The sequence below is a fragment of the Bacteroidia bacterium genome, assembly GCA_026932145.1.
GTDB lineage: Bacteria > Bacteroidota > Bacteroidia > J057 > JAIXKT01 > JAIXKT01.
On the sequence record JAIXKT010000037.1, the window covers coordinates 81,362 to 104,742 of the forward strand.

The 23,381-nt window shown below is 38.1% G+C and carries 20 protein-coding genes; 14 read left to right on the plus strand and 6 right to left on the minus strand.

The genetic code is table 11. The features are described from left to right. Nucleotides 1-130: 130 nt before the first annotated feature. The 5 genes from LC115_08670 to LC115_08690 all read left to right on the plus strand — a co-directional run bounded on the left by LC115_08670 (nucleotide 131) and on the right by LC115_08690 (nucleotide 4,234). The gene (locus LC115_08670) at nucleotides 131-622 is read left to right on the plus strand and encodes a DUF4494 domain-containing protein (protein ID MCZ2356743.1); all 492 of its coding nucleotides are present in this window, start codon (nucleotides 131-133) and stop codon (nucleotides 620-622) included. Then, nucleotides 622-1,122 (plus strand): 2-C-methyl-D-erythritol 2,4-cyclodiphosphate synthase, encoded by a 501-nt coding sequence (gene ispF, locus LC115_08675; protein ID MCZ2356744.1) that lies wholly within the window; start codon nucleotides 622-624, stop codon nucleotides 1,120-1,122. The genes LC115_08670 and ispF overlap by 1 nt, the downstream gene beginning before the upstream one ends. 84 nt (nucleotides 1,123-1,206) lie before the next feature. Continuing rightward, on the plus strand, nucleotides 1,207-2,355 hold the full coding sequence (gene dnaX, locus LC115_08680) for a DNA polymerase III subunit gamma/tau (protein ID MCZ2356745.1): 1,149 nt from the start codon (nucleotides 1,207-1,209) through the stop codon (nucleotides 2,353-2,355). 305 nt (nucleotides 2,356-2,660) lie between these two features. Next, on the plus strand, nucleotides 2,661-2,903 hold the full coding sequence (locus LC115_08685) for a hypothetical protein (GenBank protein ID MCZ2356746.1): 243 nt from the start codon (nucleotides 2,661-2,663) through the stop codon (nucleotides 2,901-2,903). Nucleotides 2,904-3,001: 98 nt separating this feature from the next. Continuing rightward, nucleotides 3,002-4,234, plus strand: coding sequence for an ABC transporter permease (locus tag LC115_08690; GenBank protein MCZ2356747.1), 1,233 nt, complete (start codon nucleotides 3,002-3,004; stop codon nucleotides 4,232-4,234). A 41-nt stretch (nucleotides 4,235-4,275) separates the two neighbouring features. Here the strand turns inward: LC115_08690 and LC115_08695 are convergent, their stop codons facing one another. Then, on the minus strand, nucleotides 4,276-4,725 hold the full coding sequence (locus LC115_08695) for a hypothetical protein (protein MCZ2356748.1): 450 nt from the start codon (nucleotides 4,723-4,725) through the stop codon (nucleotides 4,276-4,278). 174 nt (nucleotides 4,726-4,899) lie between these two features. Here LC115_08695 and LC115_08700 point away from each other — a divergent pair, with 174 nt between their 5' ends. The 7 genes from LC115_08700 (at nucleotide 4,900) to thiO (ending at nucleotide 14,572) form a co-directional block, all read left to right on the plus strand. Then, nucleotides 4,900-5,586: a response regulator transcription factor gene (locus LC115_08700; GenBank protein MCZ2356749.1), complete on the plus strand. Its 687-nt coding sequence runs from the start codon at nucleotides 4,900-4,902 to the stop codon at nucleotides 5,584-5,586. 49 nt (nucleotides 5,587-5,635) lie between these two features. Beyond that, nucleotides 5,636-6,937, plus strand: coding sequence for a HAMP domain-containing histidine kinase (locus tag LC115_08705; GenBank protein ID MCZ2356750.1), 1,302 nt, complete (start codon nucleotides 5,636-5,638; stop codon nucleotides 6,935-6,937). A gap of 68 nt (nucleotides 6,938-7,005) precedes the next feature. Beyond that, nucleotides 7,006-8,265: a TolC family protein gene (locus LC115_08710; protein MCZ2356751.1), complete on the plus strand. Its 1,260-nt coding sequence runs from the start codon at nucleotides 7,006-7,008 to the stop codon at nucleotides 8,263-8,265. Nucleotides 8,266-8,269: 4 nt separating this feature from the next. After that, nucleotides 8,270-9,361, plus strand: coding sequence for an efflux RND transporter periplasmic adaptor subunit (locus LC115_08715; GenBank protein MCZ2356752.1), 1,092 nt, complete (start codon nucleotides 8,270-8,272; stop codon nucleotides 9,359-9,361). A gap of 7 nt (nucleotides 9,362-9,368) precedes the next feature. Further along, entirely contained in the window at nucleotides 9,369-12,473 is a 3,105-nt protein-coding gene (locus LC115_08720; protein ID MCZ2356753.1) for a CusA/CzcA family heavy metal efflux RND transporter, read from the plus strand. A gap of 85 nt (nucleotides 12,474-12,558) precedes the next feature. Beyond that, entirely contained in the window at nucleotides 12,559-13,536 is a 978-nt protein-coding gene (locus LC115_08725) for a glycosyltransferase family 2 protein (protein MCZ2356754.1), read from the plus strand. Next, nucleotides 13,526-14,572, plus strand: coding sequence for a glycine oxidase ThiO (gene thiO / locus LC115_08730; protein ID MCZ2356755.1), 1,047 nt, complete (start codon nucleotides 13,526-13,528; stop codon nucleotides 14,570-14,572). The genes LC115_08725 and thiO overlap by 11 nt, the downstream gene beginning before the upstream one ends. Before the next feature lie 39 nt (nucleotides 14,573-14,611). On the opposite strand, the gene LC115_08735 is transcribed toward thiO, so the two are convergent. The 4 genes from LC115_08735 to LC115_08750 form a co-directional block, all read right to left on the minus strand. Next, the gene (locus LC115_08735; protein ID MCZ2356756.1) at nucleotides 14,612-15,340 is read right to left on the minus strand and encodes a hypothetical protein; all 729 of its coding nucleotides are present in this window, start codon (nucleotides 15,338-15,340) and stop codon (nucleotides 14,612-14,614) included. Then, nucleotides 15,289-16,236 carry an NAD-dependent epimerase/dehydratase family protein gene (locus LC115_08740; GenBank protein ID MCZ2356757.1) on the minus strand — a complete coding sequence of 316 codons (948 nt, stop codon included), beginning with the start codon at nucleotides 16,234-16,236 and terminating at the stop codon, nucleotides 15,289-15,291. Before LC115_08740 ends, LC115_08735 begins: the two co-directional genes overlap by 52 nt. Beyond that, the gene (locus tag LC115_08745) at nucleotides 16,233-17,453 is read right to left on the minus strand and encodes a glycosyltransferase (GenBank protein MCZ2356758.1); all 1,221 of its coding nucleotides are present in this window, start codon (nucleotides 17,451-17,453) and stop codon (nucleotides 16,233-16,235) included. Before LC115_08745 ends, LC115_08740 begins: the two co-directional genes overlap by 4 nt. A 78-nt stretch (nucleotides 17,454-17,531) precedes the next feature. Continuing rightward, a complete protein-coding gene (locus tag LC115_08750; GenBank protein MCZ2356759.1) occupies nucleotides 17,532-18,425 on the minus strand; it encodes a cation diffusion facilitator family transporter in 894 nt (297 codons plus the stop codon). 461 nt (nucleotides 18,426-18,886) lie between these two features. Here LC115_08750 and LC115_08755 point away from each other — a divergent pair, with 461 nt between their 5' ends. Next, on the plus strand, nucleotides 18,887-20,449 hold the full coding sequence (locus LC115_08755; GenBank protein MCZ2356760.1) for a PglZ domain-containing protein: 1,563 nt from the start codon (nucleotides 18,887-18,889) through the stop codon (nucleotides 20,447-20,449). Nucleotides 20,450-20,464: 15 nt separating this feature from the next. Here the strand turns inward: LC115_08755 and LC115_08760 are convergent, their stop codons facing one another. Next, the gene (locus LC115_08760; GenBank protein ID MCZ2356761.1) at nucleotides 20,465-20,908 is read right to left on the minus strand and encodes a 3-dehydroquinate dehydratase; all 444 of its coding nucleotides are present in this window, start codon (nucleotides 20,906-20,908) and stop codon (nucleotides 20,465-20,467) included. Nucleotides 20,909-21,149: 241 nt separating this feature from the next. Here LC115_08760 and LC115_08765 point away from each other — a divergent pair, with 241 nt between their 5' ends. After that, nucleotides 21,150-23,111 (plus strand): tetratricopeptide repeat protein, encoded by a 1,962-nt coding sequence (locus tag LC115_08765; GenBank protein MCZ2356762.1) that lies wholly within the window; start codon nucleotides 21,150-21,152, stop codon nucleotides 23,109-23,111. The last annotated feature ends 270 nt before the right edge of the window (nucleotides 23,112-23,381 follow it).

A 23,381-nucleotide genomic window follows, 5' to 3' on the forward strand; every position in this document is an offset into this window, starting at 1 on the left:
TTTTTTGGCAGTAAATTTTATTTACAGTTAAAATTGCAGCTTAATTTTATTGTTTATATTTTGTAGATAATGATTTTCTCGTTATCACGTCATAGGTAATAGTTTTGCAAGCGATAAAAGTGTTTATAGTATGGCTACTTGGTATTTAAGTAAGGTTCGTTATCTGCGTGAGGTTGAGGGGAAGGGTATTCGGCCGGTAACGGAGCATTTTCTCATGGATTCTGTTTCTTTTTCGGATGCAGAAGCGCGTGTGTATGCGGAACTTAGCCCTACAATATCCGAATTTGTGATTACCGGAGTTTCAAAAACCAAATACCAAGAAATATTTCCCTATGAAGGCATCGGCTTTTGGTATCGTTGTAAAATTGTGTACAAAACTTATGATGAAGCTACCGGCAAGGAAAATCGTGTGCAGCAATTAGTGTTGCTTAATGCTGCGGATATTCGTCAGGTCTATGATAGAATTACAGACCAACTACAAGGTACTACTTTAGAATATGAAATAACCGAAGTTGTAAAAAGCCCAATTGTGGAAGTATATCCTTACAATCCGGCGGAAGAGACAACAGAACCGGAACTATCCTCAAATAATATCGGCACAGTTCAAGATTTAGAGTCATGATGATTTCTGAAACAGGTTTTCCATTTAGGATTGGTTTTGGCTACGATGTTCACCGGTTAGTTTCCGGTCGAAAGTTGATTTTGGGTGGCGTTGAGATTCCCTTTTCGCTGGGTTTAGACGGCCATTCTGATGCTGACGTACTGCTGCACGCCATTTGTGATGCTGTTTTAGGGTCGTTAGCATTACGAGATATTGGCTATCATTTTCCAAACACTGATTCTGGCTGGAAAGATATTGCTTCAACATTTTTACTGCGCACTTGCGTGAGCAAAGTAGCGGCATTGAATTACGCCATTGGAAATATTGATGCTACAATCATAGCCGAAGAGCCTAAAATTAATCCATTTATCACTGATATGCAGCAGGTTATCGCAGATTGTTGTGGCCTTCAGCCGGGTCAGGTTTCTATTAAGGCAACGACACAGGAAAGATTGGGTTTTGAGGGCAGAAAAGAAGGAATTTGCGCCCATGCAGTTGCGCTTGTTTATAGAATTCATTAATTCACATAGTCCAAAATCATACTTTTCGGGTTTCGTTCATAACTTCATGTGCTAATTCCGGTGATACTCTAATACTTTTGTTTTGTGGAATCATTTGTGGTTTCTGCCCGAAAGTATCGCCCGGGCACATTTGAGACTGTTGTAGGTCAGGGTCATGTTACCAACACTTTGCGGAACGCTTTACTTTTAAAGCAGTTACCTCATGCGTTTTTATTTTGTGGCCCTCGTGGAGTGGGCAAAACGACTTGTGCCCGAATCTTAGCCAAATCTGTTAATTGCAGCCAACTAAGTAATAGCGGTGAACCTTGTAATGAGTGTGAGTCCTGTAAAACCTTTAACGAGGGTCGTTCCTTAAGTATTTTTGAGTTAGATGCGGCCTCCAACAACGGCGTTGAAGATATTCGGAATCTCATTGAAAGGCTACGGGTTATTCCGCAGCAGGGTTCAAAGAGCGTTTATATCATTGACGAGGTGCACATGCTCACAACGGCAGCGTTCAACGCTTTTTTAAAAACCCTTGAAGAACCCCCGCCGCACGCCATTTTTATCTTAGCAACTACCGAGAAGCAAAAGATACTCCCTACAATATTGTCCCGTTGCCAAAAATTTGAATTTAAACGAATCCGTGTAAATGAAATGGCAACGTATTTGCAAAATATTGCAGCCCAAGAAAATATTCCGGCAGAACCTGAAGCCCTACACCTGATTGCCCAAAAAGCAGACGGTGCCCTCAGAGATGCACTCTCTCTATTTGACCAAATTGTGAACTTTAGTAATAGAAATATTACCTATGAAATGGTTTTGGAAAACCTAAGTATCTTAGATTATGATTATTACTTCCGAATTGTAGATGCCATTCAAAACCAAGACCATGAAACTGCTTTACTAACGCTCAATCAAATTGTAGAAAAGGGGTTTGACCTATATTATTTTTTGACGGGCTTAACGGAGCATTTTAGGAATCTGATTATCGCACAAAGTAGCAAAACAGCTACTATTTTAGATTTTCCAGAAACTGTAACAAAGCGTTTTATGCTGCAAACCAGCTATTTTCCGGGAACATTCTGGCTAAATGCACTAAATTTATGCTGGGATTCAGAGCAAAAATACCGCAATGCCGCAAACACAAGACTCCACCTTGAGCTACTGCTCATCAAATTGGTCTATTTAAACCAAGCAATTGATGTGGCCATAAATACAGTCATCGAAAAAAAAAAGCCACTGAACAACTAAATACACCGGAAACCAACATTTCCGCTGCCCAGCAAATATCGCAGCCTCCCAAACAAGAATCTCTATCGCCAATTAAGTCGAAGTTTACAATTCCTGACAAATTAGATGATTTTCAGCACGTTCAGGAAAAGCCAACAAATCAAGTTGAGAAAATAGAAAAAATAGGAATAGCTGAAATCCCCATTGATGTAAATTTATTTGAAAACGCCTATTCAGAACTCAGAAGTTGGGCTGCTCAAAAATCTCCCTATCTCGGAAATGCAGTACTATTTAGAGAACGAGCCTACATCAAAAATCACATCTGGGTGCAGGAAGTTATATCAGACATTGATAAAGATAGATTACTTACAGAGAGGGAAAAATTATTGACAATTATCAAAGCCCGAACCAACAATCCCACTGTTGAGTTAGAGATTATCGTTAATGAAAAGTTGGTGCCTCCCAAAGAAAGACCTTTAACCAAACAAGAACGTTTTCAAAATATTGTTAATCAGAACCCAAGCCTTCAAAAGCTGCAAGAAAATTTTGGGGCAAAATTGATTGATTAAAATCTACTGGTTTGAGCGTTATTTTGGTCGTTCAATCCAAATCACTCATCTAATTGGGTAAGGATTTGGCTCTTTAGTTATGTTAATTTTGTGCCAAGATGTTATTTCGGGAGAATATTACCCAGGCTTTAATAGCCATTCGCGCCAACTTACTGAGAGCCGGAATAACGATTCTGATAATTGCTTTCGGAATCATGGCGATAGTGGGCGTGCTAACCTCCATTGAAGGCGTAAAGTATTGGTTACAAGCAAGTTTTTCTACATTAGGTTCCAATACTTTTAAGATTCAGAATTATGAATCAACTATTCGTATTGGGGGCAGCAAGAAACGCCGTGTTGATTTTTCAGTAATTACTTATTACCAAGCAGATAGATTTCGAAAACAATTTGCAGACCAAGCGGTTGTAAACATTACTACGTGGGTCAATTTTGCAGGAAAAGCGGTTTATCAAAATTACAAGACCAACCCAAATTTATCCGTCAGAGGAGTAGATGAAAACTTTTTATTGGTAGAGGGTTATAAAATTTCGGAAGGCCGCTTTATCACTGCTGATGACGTTCAGCAGGCAAATCGTATTGTGGTTATTGGGCAAGAAGTAAAGAACCGGTTATTTCCATATTCATCTCCGATAGGGCATAAAATCATGATAGATAAGCAACAATATACCATTGTTGGTTTATTAGCTTCACGGGGAACTACCTTTGGAGGCGGTGGAGACAAGATTTGTATTCTTCCTGTTACCAGTGCCACGCGGGATTTTTCTATTCCGGAGCGAAGTTATATTATCCAAATTCATGTAGCTAACCCACATGAGATGCCGGTATTAGTAGATAAAGCACGTGGCGTTTTTCGATTTATTCGGAATTTACGCCCTGTGGATGACGACAACTTCTCAATTGTATTAAGTGATAGTTTCGTAAATACATTAATGGAGAATTTACGGTTGCTCACTTGGTCAGCCACAGCGATTGCTGTTATCACCCTTTTGGGTGCAGCTATTGGGTTAATGAATATCATGCTGGTTTCGGTAACAGAGCGTACCAAAGAAATTGGCCTTAGAAAAGCATTGGGAGCTACTAAAGAGCAAATACAGATCCAATTTTTAACAGAAGCTATTGTTGTGTGCCAAATTGGTGGGTTATTGGGCATTTTGTTCGGAATAGGTATCGGAAATGTTATTGGTTATTTTTTAGGAAGTGGCTTTTTAGCTCCTTGGGAGTGGATTATGCTGGGCTTCGTTGTTTGCTTTATTGTAGGGCTTGCTTCCGGATACTATCCAGCCCAAAAAGCCGCTTCCTTAGACCCGATAGAAGCCTTACGCTATGAATAGCTATTGGGTTAAAAAAATAACGCTACCTTATTGAGGTAAAGTTATAGTTTTTTCAAAAAGTCAAAATGGTATGTTTGCTCATCTACATAGGTATAGTACGGAACTCCATTGTAGTATGCTTCAAAATCCCCATAAACACCTTGTTTGCATTTTCCTACCTGATAAACGTTATATTTGAGTGTCAGTGTGTCAAAGTCATCGTGGCGCAGATAAATTAAGAACTTTCTCTCAACGGGTTTATCTAATTGGACAAAGTCGTCTTCGATAAAGATGTAGTTATTGATATAAAAAGGAGCTGCTACGGTATCGTTTTCGTCTTCATACCATTTGTAGATACGGAGGGAGTCTAAGGAATAGCGGATTTCATCGTGATAAAATATATCCGTCTTAGTGCCTTCACGCAATATACTAAAATTAATTCCCCAAGGCTCGGTGGTTACATCTTCACAGTTGCGGCACGAGGGTAACAAAAAAAGCAGGGAAACTGCCATAACAGCACACCTTACCATAGGTAATGGTCAATATTCTTTGTTACAAAGTAACTGCTTTTTTCAACATGAATTACACGTAAATTGTGTTTTTCGCCTTGAAAATATATTCTCATTTTTTGCATCGTTTGCTTCAAGAACGGTGTAGTTTTGTGGTAGTTATTGTAAATTTACTCGGTGAAAATCCTATTGATAGAAGACGATTACACTCTTAACCAAAATATCAGCGAACTGCTGCGGGCAGAGAACTTTACCGTAACCTCCTTTTATGACGGGCTGCTTGCAGCAAAAATCCTCAAAAAGGAAACATTTGACTGTATTGTGGTGGACATAAATCTGCCGGGTAAAAGCGGATTCGATATTTGTAAGGACTTTAGGCTACACAACACTACCACTCCAATAATAATACTGACTGCATTTAGCGAATTAGAAGACAAAGTGCAGGGCTTTAACTGCGGTGCTGACGACTACCTAACAAAACCCTTCTATATGCGAGAACTACTCCTGAGAATCAATGCATTAATCAAGAGAAATACCAAAAATAGCACCCAAAAAGAAACCATAATCTGTCATGACATTGCCATAAATCTTTCTACCAAAAAAGTTACCAGACAAGAAAAAGAGGTCATTTTGACCCCAAGAGAATTTCAGGTTTTGGTGAAATTAATTGAAAACAAGGGAGATATAGTATCCAAAAATGACCTGATTAAGGAAATTTGGGGGAGTATTGTAGATGCTAACACAAACACTATTGAGGTGTATATCAATTTCTTGCGAAATAAAATAGACAAACCCTTTGGTAAAAACAGCATCAAAACAAAAGTTGGCTACGGATACTATTTTGAAGACCTAAATGGGGATTAGAAATAAAATTTTACTGTATTTTTCATTCACCACTATTTTACTAACCGGGGTGGTCCTGTTCCTTATTTACAGACTTTTTGCAGAATACCGCGAAGAAGAATTTCACCGGTGGCAAAAAGAAAAAATAAAATCAACTTTATTCTTTTTAAGCGAGATCAAAAAAGCAGATAAAGAACTAATTGAAACGATTGATAGATTGACTATCAATGAGTTTTATGATGAAAAACTGCTTATCTTTAATACACAAAAGAGCCTTATCTATTCCAGCATTGACGATACCCCGATTCATTATCCCAAAATTATTTTAGACAAACTCTCCCATAAAAACGAATGGTACGAAAATCAAGAAGGCCGCTATGATATTGTTGGGCTGTATTTTGAGAACGAGGGAAGTACTTATTTCGGCATCAGTAAAGCCTACGACAAGTTTGGGTATTCAAAGCTATATTATCTGCGGATGATATTAATCGCCTCATTTGTCGTTATTTCGGTTGCAGTAGTTTTGCTGTCTTACTTTTTATCCCAAAAAATCACCCGTTCATTAATTTCTATTACCAACCAAATCAGTAGCTATAACTTTGATAGTGAGTATGTTCCGATTAGCCATGAGTACTCAAAAGATGAAATTTTGATTCTTGCCGAACAATTCAATAAATTGATGCAAAAGACAAGTCAGATTTTTACCTTTCAAAAACATACGATTCATCATATTTCCCATGAATTAAAAACGCCTATCGCTATCTTAGTATCTAATTTTGAAAGAATTGAAAATGAAACGGATATAGAAAAAGTCTTAGCACTCATTAAAACCCAAAAAGAGGACACCAAAAGGTTAAGCGAAATAATCAATTCATTATTAGAGCTTTCAAAAATAGAAAGTGGACTTTTCTTAAAAGATAACAGCACCAGGGTAGATGAAAAAATTTTTGATATAGCCGATGAACTGAAAGGCATTTATCCTGATTTTCAATTTTCTATCCAATATATTCAGGCAGAAAACGAGGATGCCTTAACCGTTTTATGTAATTCTCAGCTACTTAAATCAGCTTTTATGAACTTAATGCTAAACTGCATTCAATATAGCAGCGATAATAAGGCTAAGATTAGCTTTGAGGCACAAGACGGATTTATCCAAATTACGTTTGCTAATAAAGGCAGCATTATTTCAGAAGAAGAAAGCCAATTTCTGTTTCAGCACTTTTTTAGAGGCAAAAATAGTCAAGGAAAAAAAGGATTTGGCTTAGGATTAGTTCTTGTGCATAAAATAATCAGCCTGCATAAAGGAAAAGTTTCCTACCAAACAATCAACGACAGTATCAATGTTTTTACTATTTCCATTCCTTTAAGTTAAATTTTATCCGATTTAAGGGGTTTTTAAGGTTGTAGTTCCAAACTTTGCAGGCTCATTAAAGAGTTACAATGTATTGTTGTATCAAATACGGAAAACTTTTTTTCATACTACTTATATTTAGCTACTTAGCTAAGGCGCAAGATACTCTCAGGGTTAATTTACAGCAAGCTGACAGCATTTTTATCTCGAATAGCTTTTATTTACTTGCTTCTTCTATGAATATTGAAGCTCAAAAGGCGCAGATTTTGCAGGCAAAACTATATCCAAACCCGAACCTTACAGCAGAAATAAATGGCTACGATATTGCCAACAATATACCTCTTCATGCGGGGCGGAGCGGAGAAAAAACCCTTCAACTTGAACAGCTTATTCGGCTCGGTGGAAAACGAAAATCTGAAATCGAAATGGCTAAAACCAATGCCCTTATCGCCGAATTAGAATTTCAGCAATTAGTAAGACAACTTAAATTTCGCCTACGCAGTAATTTATTTACCATAGGGCAGCAAAAGTATTTATTATCAATATACAACAGACAGTTAGTTTTATTAGACACCTTACTCACTACCTACCAAACCCAGTCAGATAAAGGCAGAATCCCGCTCAAAGATGTGGTAAGGCTCAAAGGTGCTTATTTAAAACTAAATAACGACAGAGCTGAATTACTCAAAGGCTATTACGCTGCACAAGCTGACCTCCAAACCCTCTTACAAACAAAATTAAAAATTGATTTTCAGTTTTCGGAAGAAGATATCAAGAAATACATAAAATTGGTTTCTCTATCAGACATGGAGGCAGAGGCACTGCAAAGCCGGCCGGAAATGCTAATCAAAAGACAAGATAAGGTTCTGGCAGAGCAATACCTACAATATCAAAAGAGATTAGCGATTCCTGACGTTAATGCTTATGTTTCTTATGACCAAAAAGGAGGCGCTTTTGACCACCAAATAAATACCGGATTATCCGTTCCATTGCCATTCTGGAATCGAAATCAAGGAAACATCAAAACATCCCATTTTAAGCTAAAAGAAACTGAATATGAACTCCAAGCAATGGAAACCGAAATTGTAAGTACGCTACAAAACACATATACTTTTTACAATCAAACTGTTACAGAATACCGAAGAGCTACTACTCTCTACAATGAAGATTTTGAAATTACGGTAAAAGGAATGACCAAAAACTTCCTAAAACAGAATGTATCTATCATTGAATTTATAGACTTTTTTGAAGCCTATAATGAAGTTTTAACCGAAATCACCAGAATAAAAGCAGAATTAGTCAATTCAGCCGAGCAATTAAATCTTGTAGTTGGAAAAGATATTTACTAAAAAAATGAAAAATAACATATTTAGCACCTATTTAACGCTATTTACCTGCTTATTGCTACTAAATAGTTGCAGAAAAGAATTGCCGGAAGAAAAAGCAACCGCTTTTTCAATGAGTGATTCCATGATGGCTAAGTGCGAGTTTTATAAGGTTATTCAAACCGATGCAAAAAATGAAATTCGTCTATTTGGAAAAATTGCAGCCGATAACAGCAGAATGGCGCGGGTAACGCCCGTTGTGGGGGGAGTGGTAAAATCCATAAAAGTAGAACTCGGTGATTATGTAACGCAAGGGCAGTTATTAGCCAGCATCCAAAGTAGCGAAGTAGCTGAATTTCAAAAAGAAAAGTTAGATGCTCTCAATGACGTAGCCATCGCAGAAAAAAACCTCCAGATTACCAAAGACCTATTTTTGGATAAGCTAAACTCCGAAAAAGACGTTGCCGTAGCCGACCGAGAATTGGTAAAAGCCAAGGCTGAATTGGTCAGAATCAACGAAATATACAGTATCTATAACCTAAAAGATGGCTCCATATTTGACGTAGTAGCCCCAATCAGCGGCTTCGTAATATCCAAAAAAATCAGCCAAAACGAACAACTCCGCTCAGATAATTCAGAACCTATCTTCTCAATTGCCGAAATTAGCGAAGTGTGGGTGCTGGCAAACGTAAACGAAAGCGACATCGCCAAAATACAAGTAGGCTATGAAGTAGCTGTCCGAACCCTCGCTTTTCCCGATATTTCTTTTCCCGGAAAAATTGACAAAATATTCAACGTCATTGACCCTGAAACAAAATCCATGAAAGTACGCGTAAAAATAGCTAACCCAGATTTAAAACTAAAACCCGAAATGAACTGCACCGTAACCGTTAGTTATTCCGAAAACCAACAAATGCTCACCGTCCCCTCCTCTGCCGTAATCTTTGATAAAAGCCAATATTGGGTCATGATTTTTAAAGATAAACACAACATAGAAACCCGAAAAGTAGAGGTATATCGCCAATTAGGAGACCTAACTTACCTAAAAAGTGGCATAAAAGAAGGAGAATCCGTGATTTCAAAAAATGGATTACTGATTTATGATGCCATAAACGACTAAGCAGGCTATGAATAACTTCATCAAAAGCATAATAGCATTTTCCCTTAAAAACAAATTCTTTACGTTCTTTTGGGTAGGAATTATAGCTATTGCCGGCATCATCAGCTATATCAAAATTCCGATAGAGGCTTTTCCGGACGTTACCAACACCCAGATTATCATTGTATCTGAATGGAACGGCAGAAGTGCCGAAGAAGTAGAGCGCTTTGTTACGACCCCCATCGAAATAGCGATGAACAGCGTACAGCGAAAAACCAACGTCCGAAGCATTACCATGTTTGGCTTATCAGTTATCAAAATCATCTTTGACGATGATGTAGAAGACTTCTTTGCCAGACAACAAGTTAATAATCAGCTACAAAACGTTCAATTACCGGAAGGAGTAGATGCCGAAGTTCAGCCGCCTTATGGCCCAACAGGTGAGATTTTTCGCTACGTCTTAACCAGTAAAAAAGGAAGGGATACCAGAGACCTATTAACTATCCAAAATTGGGTGATTGACAGAGAAATAAGACGCGTGCCCGGCGTAGCCGACTTAGTAGCCTTCGGCGGGCAGGAAAAAATCTATGAAATATCCGCAAACCCCATAAAGCTACAGCAATATGACATAACCCCGCTTGAACTCTATGAAGCAGTGAGCAAATCCAACCTAAACGTTGGCGGAGACGTAATCGAAAAAAACGGACAAGCCTACGTAGTGCGAGGTATTGGCCTATTAGACAGCAAAAAAGACATTGAAAATACCACCGTTGATATTTTTAACGGCAACCCTCTCTTAGTCAAAGATGTGGCTATCGTTCAAGAATCAAGTGCACCCAGAGTTGGTCAGGTCGGCTTAAATGACAACGATGACGTAGTAGAAGGAATCATCGTGATGCGCAAAGGCGAAAACCCAAGCCAAGTATTAGCCAGAGTAAAAGAAAAAATACAAGAGCTAAATACCTACATCTTACCCTCTGATGTAAAAATGGAAACCTTTTATGACCGCGATAACCTGATGAACTACTGCACCAAAACGGTTATGCATAACCTATTGGAAGGTATAGTGCTGGTTACTGTAATCGTATTCCTGTTTATGGCAGACTGGCGAACAACGGTAATTGTTGCAGTCATCATTCCCTTAGCATTGCTCTTTGCCTTCCTGATGCTGCACATAAAGGGAATGAGTGCTAACTTACTTTCTCTGGGAGCCGTTGATTTCGGGATTATTATAGACGGAGCCGTTGTGATGGTAGAAGGTATTTTCGTGGCCTTAGACCAAAAAGCCCACCAATTAGGTACGGATAGGTTTAACCGCCTCGCAAAAATGGGGCTAATCAAAACCACCGGAATACAAATGGGCAAAGCTATCTTTTTCTCCAAATTGATCATCATTTCAGCCCTACTGCCAATCTTTTCGTTTGAAAAGGTAGAAGGCAAAATGTTTTCTCCCTTAGCTTGGACACTTGGCTTTGCCCTACTGGGAGCATTGATTTTTACACTTACCTTAGTCCCTGTATTAATATCCGTTTTATTAAAAAAAGATGTAAAGGAAAAACATAACTTCTTTACCAAATTTGTCAATAATATTGTTTCTACAGCATTTAACTGGACTTTTAAGCACAAGAAACTCTCTCTCATAATAGCCGGAGTCTGCTTTTTATTAACTATATTTTCAACCCGTTGGCTTGGAACAGAGTTTTTACCCCAGCTAAACGAAGGTGCGTTGTGGGTTACGGCAGAACTTCCAATGAGTATGTCGCTACCAGAAAGCGTTAAACTAACTGCTGAACTGAGGCATAAACTAAAACGATTCCCGGAAGTAAAGGACGTGCTTTCGCAAACAGGGCGAAGCAATGACGGAACAGACCCTAATGGCTTCTATTTCGTACAATTTCAGGTAGATTTAATTCCCAAAAATGAATGGAGAAAAGGATATGATATGGATCAAATTGTTGCTGAAATGGATAATGAACTTTCTAAATATCAGGGGATTATATACAATTATTCGCAACCCATTATTGATAATGTGGCCGAAGCTGCCGCAGGTGTAAAGGCTTCTAATGCCGTAAAAATATACGGTAACGACTTAGATAAATTAGATGAATATGCGAACCAAGTGATTGCCCAAATTAAAGATGTAAAAGGCGTAAAAGATGTAGGAATTTTAAGAAATATCGGCCAGCCCGAACTTAGTATCCTTCTAAATGAAGAAAAAATGGCTATCTACGGCGTTACCAAAGCAGAAGCCCAAGCCGTAATTGAAATGGCCATAGGCGGCAAAACAGCTACCCAAAAATATGAAGGAGAAAGAAAATTTGACATCCGAATCCGCTATGACAAAGACTTTAGGAAAAATGAAAACGATATTTTAACCTTGATGATACCCACCATCACCGGAAACAGAATACCACTGAAAGAAATCGCTACCATAAAGCAAATTACAGGTCCTGCTTTCATTTATCGTGATAATACAAAGCGCTTTATCGGCGTAAAATTTTCCGTACGTGAACGAGACTTAGGCAGCACCATTGCCGAAGCACAAAAAAATGTTAATACCAATATAAAACTATCCCAAGGATACCGAATCGGCTGGACAGGTGAATTTGAAAACCAAGTGAGAGCAAGTAATCGCTTAGCTCAGGTTGTGCCCATCAGCTTAATCTTGATTTTTGTATTGCTTTTTATTATGTTTAACAACGCCAAAGATGCCGGATATGTGTTAATCAACGTTCCTTTTGCGCTTATTGGAGGGATTTTGGCACTACACATCACCCGAATCAATTTTGGGATTTCAGCCGGAGTTGGCTTTATCGCACTCTTTGGTATCTGCGTTCAAAATGGGGTTATTATTATTTCGGAGTTTCATAAACAAGTAACCTTATTGGGAGACCTGAACGCAGCTATTATTGAGGCAGTACGTGTCAGAACAAGGCCCGTTGTTATGACCGCGTTGATGGCTGCAATCGGGCTTTTTCCGGCTGCTATCAGTACCGGCATCGGCTCTGAAAGCCAAAAACCCTTAGCTATCGTTATCATCGGAGGGTTAGTAACCGCCACAATATTCACTTTATTGATATTCCCAATCATCTATCACAAAGCACTCCGCATCCGTAAAGCAAAGCAGGCTTAGTTTAGGCTTAATGATGTATCTTAGTTGAGTTTTCCAGTATATTTGTTCGCTGCTCTTCTGGCACGTTGTATCAGATATAGTTTTGATGGACAAAATAGAGAAAAACATCATTGATTTATCGGTAGTTGTACCTATTTACAATGAAGCTCCCATAATACCGGAGCTTATTGATAGACTTCATGCGTCTGTTTCACCTCTTGGTCTAAATGTGGAATACATATTGGTAGATGACGGCAGCCAAGATACTTCCTTAGCGCAGCTAAAATTTTTTGCCCAAAAAAATGCTGCACTACGCTACATCAGTTTAAGCCGAAACTTTGGCCACCAAATAGCCATCATGGCTGGGTTAGAGCATTGCCAAGGTAAAGCAGTAGTGATCATTGACGGAGATTTACAAGATCCGCCGGAGCTAATCCCAAAACTTTACGAGCAATATCAGCAAGGTTTTAAAGTAGTTTATACCAAAAGGATTCACCGCAAGGGAGAATCCCTGTTTAAGAAAGTTACTGCAAAATTATACTACCGTTTTTTACGGACAATTACCCGCGTAAATATCCCCACAGACTCCGGAGATTATCGCTTGATAGATAGACAAGTAGTTTCTGCATTGCTCTTAATGCCTGAAAAACACAAATATCTACGCGGGCAAATTGCTTGGATTGGCTTCAAACAAACCTTTGTTCCTTTTGAAAGAGATATACGAAAGATTGGAAAGACAAATTTTACAGTCCGAAAAATGGTGCGCTTCGCTTGGGACGGAGTTACCGGTTTTTCAGATTTACCGCTCAAGTTAGCCACTGTTTTTGGCTTTTGGGTGTCATTAATATCTCTTTTTATCATCATTTATGCACTTCTTTCTTATTTTTTGTGGCAAAAAGCCGTTCCTGGCTGGACATCCCAAATCATCAGTAGCACATTTATCGGTGGTATCCAGTTACTTACAATCGGAATTATTGGTGAATATATCGGGAGAATCAATAGTCAGGTAAGAAACAGACCTTTGTACATTATATCAGATACCAATTTTGAACAAGATTTAGAGAAAAAAAGATATGAAAACTAAGCATTTAGTAGTCGTTGGGGCTGGTATTGCCGGGCTAAGTGTAGCCTACTATTGGGCTAAAACAGGCGGAAAAGTAACTATTTTGGAGGCAAATACAATTGGTTCCGGTGCCACTTGGGCATCCGGCGGTATGCTTTGCCCAATCGTTGAGTTAGAATTTACAGAGCCCGATTTGTTAGAAATCGGGTTAATGTGCCTACAAGAGTACCGTAATTGGGCGGATAGCTTGGGCAATATTGGCTACAAACAGGCAGGAACAATTGAAGTCGCACTGCATCCAGAAGATACACAAGGACTTCGAAGATTTTATGAATTTGCAAAAAAACAAAATGTCCCTATTCAATGGTTAAACAAGTCAGAACTTACTGATATTGAGCCACTATTATCTAACAGAATTTCAGGAGGGGTTTTTTGCCCGAACGAAGCACAAGTAGATAATAGATTGTTAGCTATTGTTTTAGCAGAAAAAATCATTGAATTAGGCGGAGAAGTCATAGAAAAATGCCGTGTTCATCAGCTTACAACCCTGAATGACAAGGTTTTAGTTGATTCTGCTGAGCAGGCTTTTTCGGCAGATTATTGCGTTGTAACCACTGGTGTTAGTATTAGTTTATTTCCGCCGGAAAGTCCTCGCGTATATCCGATTCGAGGGCAGATGCTGAGTTTATCTCATAATGTAAATTTTCCCTTAGAAAAAACCATTCGGATACGTTCTAAGCGTTACGGATTCGGATATGTTGTGCCCAAAGAGACCCGAATTATTGTAGGTAGCACTAATGAAAATCAAGGATACGACCTATCTCTTACTGCCGGAGGGATGTTAGATAATCTCAGGAGGGCTTATGAAACCCTACCGGGTGTCTATGAATTAGCTATTCAGGAAACATGGTCAGGGCTACGCCCTGCCGCAGATACAAGACTTCCGTTTATCTATCAAGATAATAAAATACTGTATATCAATGGTTTATTTAGAAATGGAATTTTATTAGCTCCTTGGGTTGGGCAGCAAGCTATTCAAAAGTTAGCTTTAATGTAACTCAAACTACTATCTAATCTTTTTTGTAAATTATTTTGGCTATTTAGCAGTAGATTCTTTTTTGTTTTTGCTCAAAATAGCATCATAAATTGGTTTTGGGAAAATCTTTATCTTCAAGATGTATATAAATGAGTCAAAGTTTTTGCTCACTAATGGGCTGGCAAGTAGTTTTCTATATCCAATACCTCCGCCAATACCTATCCATGGGAAGATTTTATAGTGCCCGGTAATAGCTGCTTCACCCAATAAAGTTATCCCTTTAAACTGCTGAGGTGGGTCATTCGGGAGATCTAAGCGGATTGCCTTAACGGAAATAGTTCCTAATCCGGCAATAAGAGGGGTGCTTAGTTCCCAATGTTTAGATTGATACCAGACGTATTCAAAGAAGGCTGCAAAGTAGTTTAGGCGTATGGTAGCAGAAACGTGTACTGGGTCAGATTTATGGGGAATATAGACATGAACTGCTTTGGTTACAGGGGGTTCTGTGCCATAGATACCCAGCCCAAACCGGTATTTTTTGTTTAGTTCTAAACCCATTCGTATTCCGCCAATTCTTGCTTTTTGGTCAGCTACAAAAGAATTACGTGCGTCAAGGCCAATTAGAAATCGTATTTTGTGCTTATTTTCTGTGGAATCCGCCGGAGCAACTGCAAATAGCTGCGTAACCTGCAAAAGCATCACTATAATAAGTGCAGATCGGCACATAATACGCTTTTTTAGGCAAATAGTAGCGGCTGCTCTTGATGTAGCTGTTGTAGCCACTTCCATTGCTCTGCTATTCCCTGTTCAAGGCTGATAGCCGGTTCCCAGCCATAATGCCGGTAAATTGCCATCCTATCTAAAACAATCTCCCGAATACCGGAAGATGTACTTTGTATGTATGATAGAGAAACATTTTTAGCAGCTATTTTCTTTATTATCTCGATAAGTTCGAGTAAAGATATTCCTTTTCCTGATCCAACGTTCCATATACCGGGTTTCCACGGGCTTTGGCAAAGCATAACGACCAAATTGGCTATATCAGAAACATTAACGAAGTCGCGCACTTCTTGGCCTGTACCCCAGATTTCTACGGGTTCATTCTGTAAAATCTTAAATAAAAAATGCGCAATAACGCCTTGGTTGCTCAAGAAACTTTGCCGAATACCATAAATATTTGCCGGCCTCAGAATTATAGGTTTTAGATTGGCAGAACGTTGATACCATAGTAAATAGCTCTCAATAGTAGCTTTTAGCAGACCATAGGCACTAAGAGGCTGAAGTAAATGGCTTTCCGGAGTTGGAGATTGGGTAGGTTCACCATAGACGGTTCCCCCCGAAGAGAAAAATATAAGATTAGATTTATTGTATTGCTGCATCACCTCAACAAGCTGAAGAGTGCCGGTTAGGTTGATTTCGGTATCATTTAATATTTGTGAGTTAGAGCTTGCCGGTACTGTGGAAGAAATAAGATGAATGACGATATCACTTTGCTTTACGGCTGTTTTGAGCAGTTCTAAGTCATTCCAGTTTCCGTAATAATACTGAGCATTGGGATTTGGGTTTCTAAAATGTTCAGGGGTAATATCCAATACAATTACGTAAAAGGATGCCTTTAATAGTGCGTCAATCAGGTGCGAACCTATGAATCCATTCCCGCCTAAAAGTAGAACCCGTAACTTCATGAAAGGTTTCGGTTGTAAATTTGCTGCAAAGTTTGGTAAAAAACTTCATCATTGAATGTAGAATCCACCCATAATTTAGCATTTAATCCCATTTGGGTGCATTTTTCTGGATTTTCCCAAAGCGTTTTGATGGCAATAGATAGCTGTTCGCTATCCATTGCGGGATAAACCAAGCCAAATTCGTCCTGTTTTACAAGTTCTGGGATTCCTCCTTTGTCTGAACCTATTACTGCTTTTCCAAAGGCAAAAGACTGCACTACTACATAGGGAAAGTTTTCGTGCCAAATTGAAGGGATTACTACAAAACGGGCGCGTTGCAAGTATTCTTCTAATGCTGCCCCCCATTTAGGCCCCACAAAGGTTACATTGGTTAAGTTCAAGTCTTTTGCTAACTGTTTATAAAGTTCTTCTTCTATGCCGTCTCCTACTAAAATAAGTTTTGCTTGGGGAACATATTGCATAGCTTTCAAAAGTACCGGAATGCCTTTTTCTTCTACCATTCTACCAAAATATAAGAGATAATCTCCGCTCGTGGGGCAGTATGGTTTTTCTTGTGTGTTATAGGGATTCCTGAGTAACCCCCACTTAAAGGTATTTCCCCAATATTTAGAAATAAGAGAAGCCATAAACTCACTGGCAAATAAAAATTCTTTTACATTTTTACGATAGATATCAAGGATATTTTGATTTATGTATGATTCTAAAGCACTCGCTACGCTAAATACCGATGAATCTTTGCAGCATTTGTTTTGAATAGCACGGTAGAAATGTTTTCCCTCGCAATCAAAGCAAATTCGATTGTGATGAAAAAGTTTGTAGTTCGGGCAGATGAGTTTGTAGTCATTACAAGACATTACCACTGGAATACCTTCTTCTCGGCAGGCATCTAATATTGCGGGGGTAATTCTTACATAAATGGCAAAAACGTGCACAATATCCGGCTGGAAGTCCTCTAAAAGTTTTATAAACTGCCGTTTGTTTTGGTAGGAATAGACCATCTTAGGGAAACGGAGTACTTTGGATACCACATTTCCTTGGTTATAGTCAGGATCTTTTCCAAAATAGGTTTCCCAAGAAGACGGCTTATTTTGTGGATTTTGGATGGAAAAATAGGCTACCTCGTGGCCATTTTTTTCAAGGACTCTTCCTGTTTCAAGAAAAAAGACCTCGGCACCGCCGTTCATGTAAAAGAAGTTATGGGCTAATAAAACACGCATTATAGTAGTTTATAAAATAGCTCAAGAGCAAATACAGCTAAATTCGGAGGCTTATTTATCTCGATATTTGTATATTGGTTAAATAATTTTGGGGTTAAAAACTTCTTCATAAGGTTCTATGTGGGTTTGAATATAAGCTAATTCAGGGATTTCTTGTTGCAGTTTTTTCTCTAATGCATGGGCTATTTCATGACCCATTTTTACACTGATAGCAGCATCAACTAACACCTGAATATCCACATGATATTTTGTTCCGGTTTTTCTGATAGCGCATTTTCCGATCGAAATAACACCTTGTACAGTTGTAGAAATTTTCAAAATATCTTTTACGGTATCATCATAAAAGTTTTCGTCCATAATTTCCCCTAATGCCGGGCGGAAAATAGTGTAGCTGTTATACAAGATAAATATTGCGGCAAAGATAGCTGCCCAATCATCAGCAGATTCAAATCCTTTACCCATTAATAAGGCGACAGAGATTCCGATAAATGCAGCTACCGATGTAAGAGCATCACTTCGGTGATGCCATGCCTCTGCTTTTAGTACGGTGCTGTTTATTTGGCGGCTCCTTTTTATCACTAGTTGAAAAGAAATTTCCTTCCAAAGGATGATGCCAGCTAAAACTATTAACGTAAAAGGCTCCGGCAGCTCGTGCGGGTTACGGATATTTTGAATACTTTCATAGGTTATGACGGTCGCAGAGGTAACTAAAAATGCTACTACAATAAATGTTATTAGGGGTTCTACGCGCCCGTGCCCATACGGATGGCATTCATCTGCCGGGCGGCTGGAATATCGTAACCCTAAATAGACTAAAAAAGAAGCAAAAATATCTGTTGTAGATTCTATGGCATCTGCAATCAGCGCATAAGAATTACCCCAAAAACCTGCTGCCCACTTGATTACCGCTAATAAAACATTTCCCACAATACTAAAGTAGGTGATTTTAATGGCTGCCTCTTCGTTATTCATCAACTAATAAATCCGGTTAGATATAAGATAAATTATCGCTACAAAAGTACAAAAGGTTGGGGTTCAGAAAGTATGAAAACCATGATTTCGTTGATGAATCATTATTGCTATCATGGCATCATGGTTTTCTGGTTTTTGGGAAAAGCAAGTAGTCTTTTTGGATAATCTTCTGTTTATAGCTTGTAATGAGTTATTTATACTTATTTTTAGCTATTTTTGTACTTTGGTGATGAGGGCAAGTAACTCTTAGTTTGACTTCTGGTATAGACAATAAAGTTATTTCTTATTACCAAATCTTTTCATCATACTTTCTGAACCCCAACCTATTACTTTTTGTATATCTGATTATCAATCTGTATGTTGATAAAAAACCTTCCGTATTTTAAAATCTAAAATACACTTTTTGGGATATTTTTTCGTTTTATCTAAACATTAACGAACTTTGAAACCGTTAAACAATTATGACAAACCCTAAAATTCTCTGGGCGGATGATGAGATAACTTTGTTAAAACCGCATATTCTATTTTTAAACCAAAAAGGATTTGATGTAAAGGCTGTTCAAAATGGCCATGATGCCGTCAGTGCAAGTGCGCAAGAAGATTTTGACATTGTTTTTTTGGATGAAAATATGCCCGGTATGAACGGCTTGGAGGTCTTAACGCAGATAAAACAGCAGAAACCTCACGTGCCCGTTGTGATGATTACCAAAAGTGAAGAGGAACACCTCATGGAAGATGCCATCGGCGGGCAAATCGCAGACTACCTCATTAAACCGGTAAATCCCAATCAGATTTTACTGTCATTAAAAAAATTATTAGAGGGAAAAATATTAGTCAGCCAAAAAACAAACTCTGCGTACCAACAAGACTTCCGTAAAATAGGAATGGCCTTCTTTGAAAATCAAGGACCTGATGATTGGGTAGAATTGTATAAAAAACTGATATTCTGGGAGTTAGAACTTGAAAAAACATTGGATAAAAGTATGATGGAAGTCCTCCAAAGCCAAAAGGCTGAAGCTAATACCAATTTTTCAAAGTTTGTAATCAAAAATTATGCGCATTGGGTAAACCGTAAAACGGATAATCGTCCAACTTTTTCTCCCGAAATTATGGGACAAAAGGTAATCCCTACGCTAAAAAACAACCCGAAACCTACTTTTTTTATCTTGATAGATTGTTTACGCTATGACCAATGGCGTGTGTTTGAGCAAATGATAGCTCCTTATTATACCATCGAAGAAGAAAGTTATTACGCTATTTTGCCAACAGCAACCCAATATGCCCGAAATGCCATTTTTGCCGGATTATATCCCATAGAAATCGCCCAGCAATTCCCTAAACTTTGGCTCAATGACGACGACGAAGGCGGAAAAAACCTCCACGAAGAAGAACTCTTTATAGCACAACTGCAAAGACATAAAATCTATAACGCAAAAACATCATTCCATAAAATTATCCAAAATGAAGATGCTTGGGCCTTAGTAGAAAACTTCCAAAACCTATTACATAATACCATAAATATCATTGTCTATAATTTTATTGACCTAATCTCTCATGCCCGAACGGAAATGAACTTAGTAAAAGAATTAGCCCCTGATGAAGCCGCTTTTCGCTCCCTAAGCCGCGCATGGTTTGAACATTCTTCGTTGTTAGAACTCCTTAAAAAGCTACGAGAACATGATGTTAAGATATTTATCACTACTGACCACGGAACCATTCGGGTAAAACATCCGCACAAAATTATTGGAGATAGAGCTACAACTGCCAACCTACGCTATAAGCAAGGCAAAAATCTAAACTATGATAAAGGCAGACATATCTATGCCGTCAATAATCCGGCTGACATTCGGCTGCCAAAATCTAATGTAAGCTCTACTTATGCCTTTGTCTCTGAAGATTATTTCTTTGTGTATCCCAATAACTATAACTACTTTGTTAATTTTTATCAAGGTACGTTTCAGCATGGAGGCATTAGCTTAGAAGAAATGGTATTACCCTTCATCACACTTACACCTAAAAAATAATTAACTATCTGATAATTAGTTATTTTGTTTTTTTAATAACTGTAAAATAGTCTCTACGGCAAGTACATAGCCGTAGAGACCGAAGCCACAAATACTCCCCACACAGGCAGGAGCTATCACCGAATGATGCCGAAAGGACTCTTCGCGAGCATAAATATTGCTTAGATGAACCTCTATAACCGGAATAGGCGAAATTGACCGAATACCGTCAGCCAGCGCATAACTATAATGACTTAACGCACCCAGATTTACTATAATCCCCTGATAATCAGTAATCGCAGATTGAATTTTATCTAATAAAATCCCTTCATGATTACTTTGAAAGCGATCAATAATGATATTTGGAAAACGGTCTAAAAGTAATTTATCTAAATCTTGCCACTTGTTAGTACCATAAACTTCCGGCTGCCTAATCCCTTGCAGGTTAAGATTAGGGCCATTTAAAATCAAAATAGACACTGTTTTTGGAGAATTAGATGTTATTGCATTTAAGCACAAAGTTGCACTGTTTTTTTAGTATTCTGATACTTTTTAACGGGAGAAAGATATTTTTAGCACTTATTCCGAATAAGCTATGAATTTGATTTTTTGATTTTAGCTATTGATAAATTCTTTTTCTTTGAATTTTTATGGCATATTTTATCTCTCGCAGATAACATAAATCAAGACACAGAAAACTAACTTTACCGATTAAACCACGATGAATAAAGTAACCCTAATCTTATTGATAGGATTATTTTCTTGCCAAAATATTGTAAAAGAGCAAGATACCGGTTATCTGAGTTTGCAGGATAGTACGAAATATGCCGGAACAGAGGCTTGTATTGCGTGCCATGCAGATAAACATCAAACGTTTATGCACACCGGGATGGGGCAAAGTTTTGATCGTGCAAACCGGCAAAAGTCATCTGCCAAAGGCCAAAAATATGAACCCATTTATGATAAATATGCTGATTTCTGGTATCAGCCAATTTGGGATAAAGATAGCCTATTTATCGCAGAATTTCGGTTAGCCGGCAAGGATACTATCCACAAACGTATTGAGCCGGTAAGCTATATTATTGGTAGCGGGCAACATACAAATTCTCATTTGCAGCTAACAAACGGTTATTTGTGCCAAATGCCGCTTACTTTTTATACCCAAAAAAAACAATGGGATTTGCCCCCCGGCTTTGAGAATGGCAATAACTCACGATTTACCCGAAAAATCGGCTTAGAATGTATGGCCTGCCACAACTCTTTTCCGCAACTTGTGGCCGGCTCAGAAAATAAATACAACCTGATTCCCAATGGTATCGGTTGCGAACGTTGTCATGGACCAGGGGCTACACATATTGAACAAAGACGGCAAGGAATAACCCCAAAACAGGGAGAACCAGACTACACAATAGTGAACCCAGCTAAACTACCTACTGAACTTCAATTTGACCTTTGCCAAAGATGCCACCTGCAAGGAAATGCAGTGCTAAAAAAAGGAAAATCTTTTTACTCTTTTCGACCTGGAATGAAATTAAGTGATGTGATGACCACTTTTTTACCTAAATATGAAAATACTGACGATGAATTCATCATGGCAAGCCACGCACACCGCTTGAAGCAAAGCCAATGCTTTATCAAATCTAACCAAAACCAAAATAAAGCCAAACTTACCTGCATTACCTGCCATAACCCGCATATCAGCGTCAAGGAAATAAAAGCTACTCATTTTAATCAAATTTGCCAACAATGCCATTCTACTGATAATCAATTAGTTTGTAAACAAAAATCAGATATTCGTAAGCAAAAACAAGATAATTGCACTGCCTGCCACATGCCCCGAAGCGGCTCTATTGATATTCCTCATGTAACGATAACAGACCACCGCATACAAGTACCAACCCCCCAAAAAGCGCAAAATATCCAACAGATAAAGCATTTTTTAGGTTTAGTAGCCATTAATGAAGAAAATCCGGATTCTTATACACGTGCCTTAGCTTACCTACAGCAATATGAAAAATTTGAAAAACAGCCTTATTTGTTAGATTCTGCCCAAAAATTCCTCCCCGATAAAACCAATATTCAAACTACAGAAGACTTTACTTTATTCGTATATTATTTTTTCCTACGGCAAGATTACCGTCAGGTTTTATCGTTGGTTCAATCTTTTGGAGGAGCAGATAACTGCTTGGCAAAACTAAATCGTCAATCCTATGATAATAACCATGCTTGGTGTTGTTATCGTATTGCAGAAAGTTATCTTGACAGCAGATTGCTTCAAGATGCCTTACGATTTCTAAAGCAGGCTGACAAATTATCCCCATTTAACCTTGATTTTAAAAGTAAATATGGAAAAACTGAAATAGACTTGGGAAATAATATTGCTGCAATAGAAATATTCCAACAAATAATTGCCGAAAACCCTAAGCACGCTCAATCTTACTCTAATTTAGGATACTTATACCTATTGCAAGGAGATATTCAAAAAGGAGAAAGCCTTATTAATCAATCTCTTAAATTAGATCCAGATAACGAACAAGCGTTGTTAAATCAAGCACAAGTCTATATTTTAAAAAAACACTATCCAAAAGCCCTTGAAACGATTCTTTATATCTTAAAAAAGCATCCGCAGAGCCAAAAGGCGCAGGAAGCCTTAAAAGCCTTGTCAAGATTGGGATACAAATAACCCAAAAAATACTTAGATAGGATTTTTTACTTATTTGATAAATTATTTTTTTTAAAAATATAATAAGATGGATTATTAGGCTAAGCAGTTTTGTCGAAATTGCACATAGTCGGCTAAATTCCTTCTATGGTGCCAGGTTAAAATAGACTTAAAAATACAGAAAGAAAAAATCCTTGTTTTTCATGCTGTTAGTTTTGCTACAATACATTATAGACAAAGGTTTTTCAGGAAAATTACTAAAAATATTACCAAAAACCATCTAAATTAATC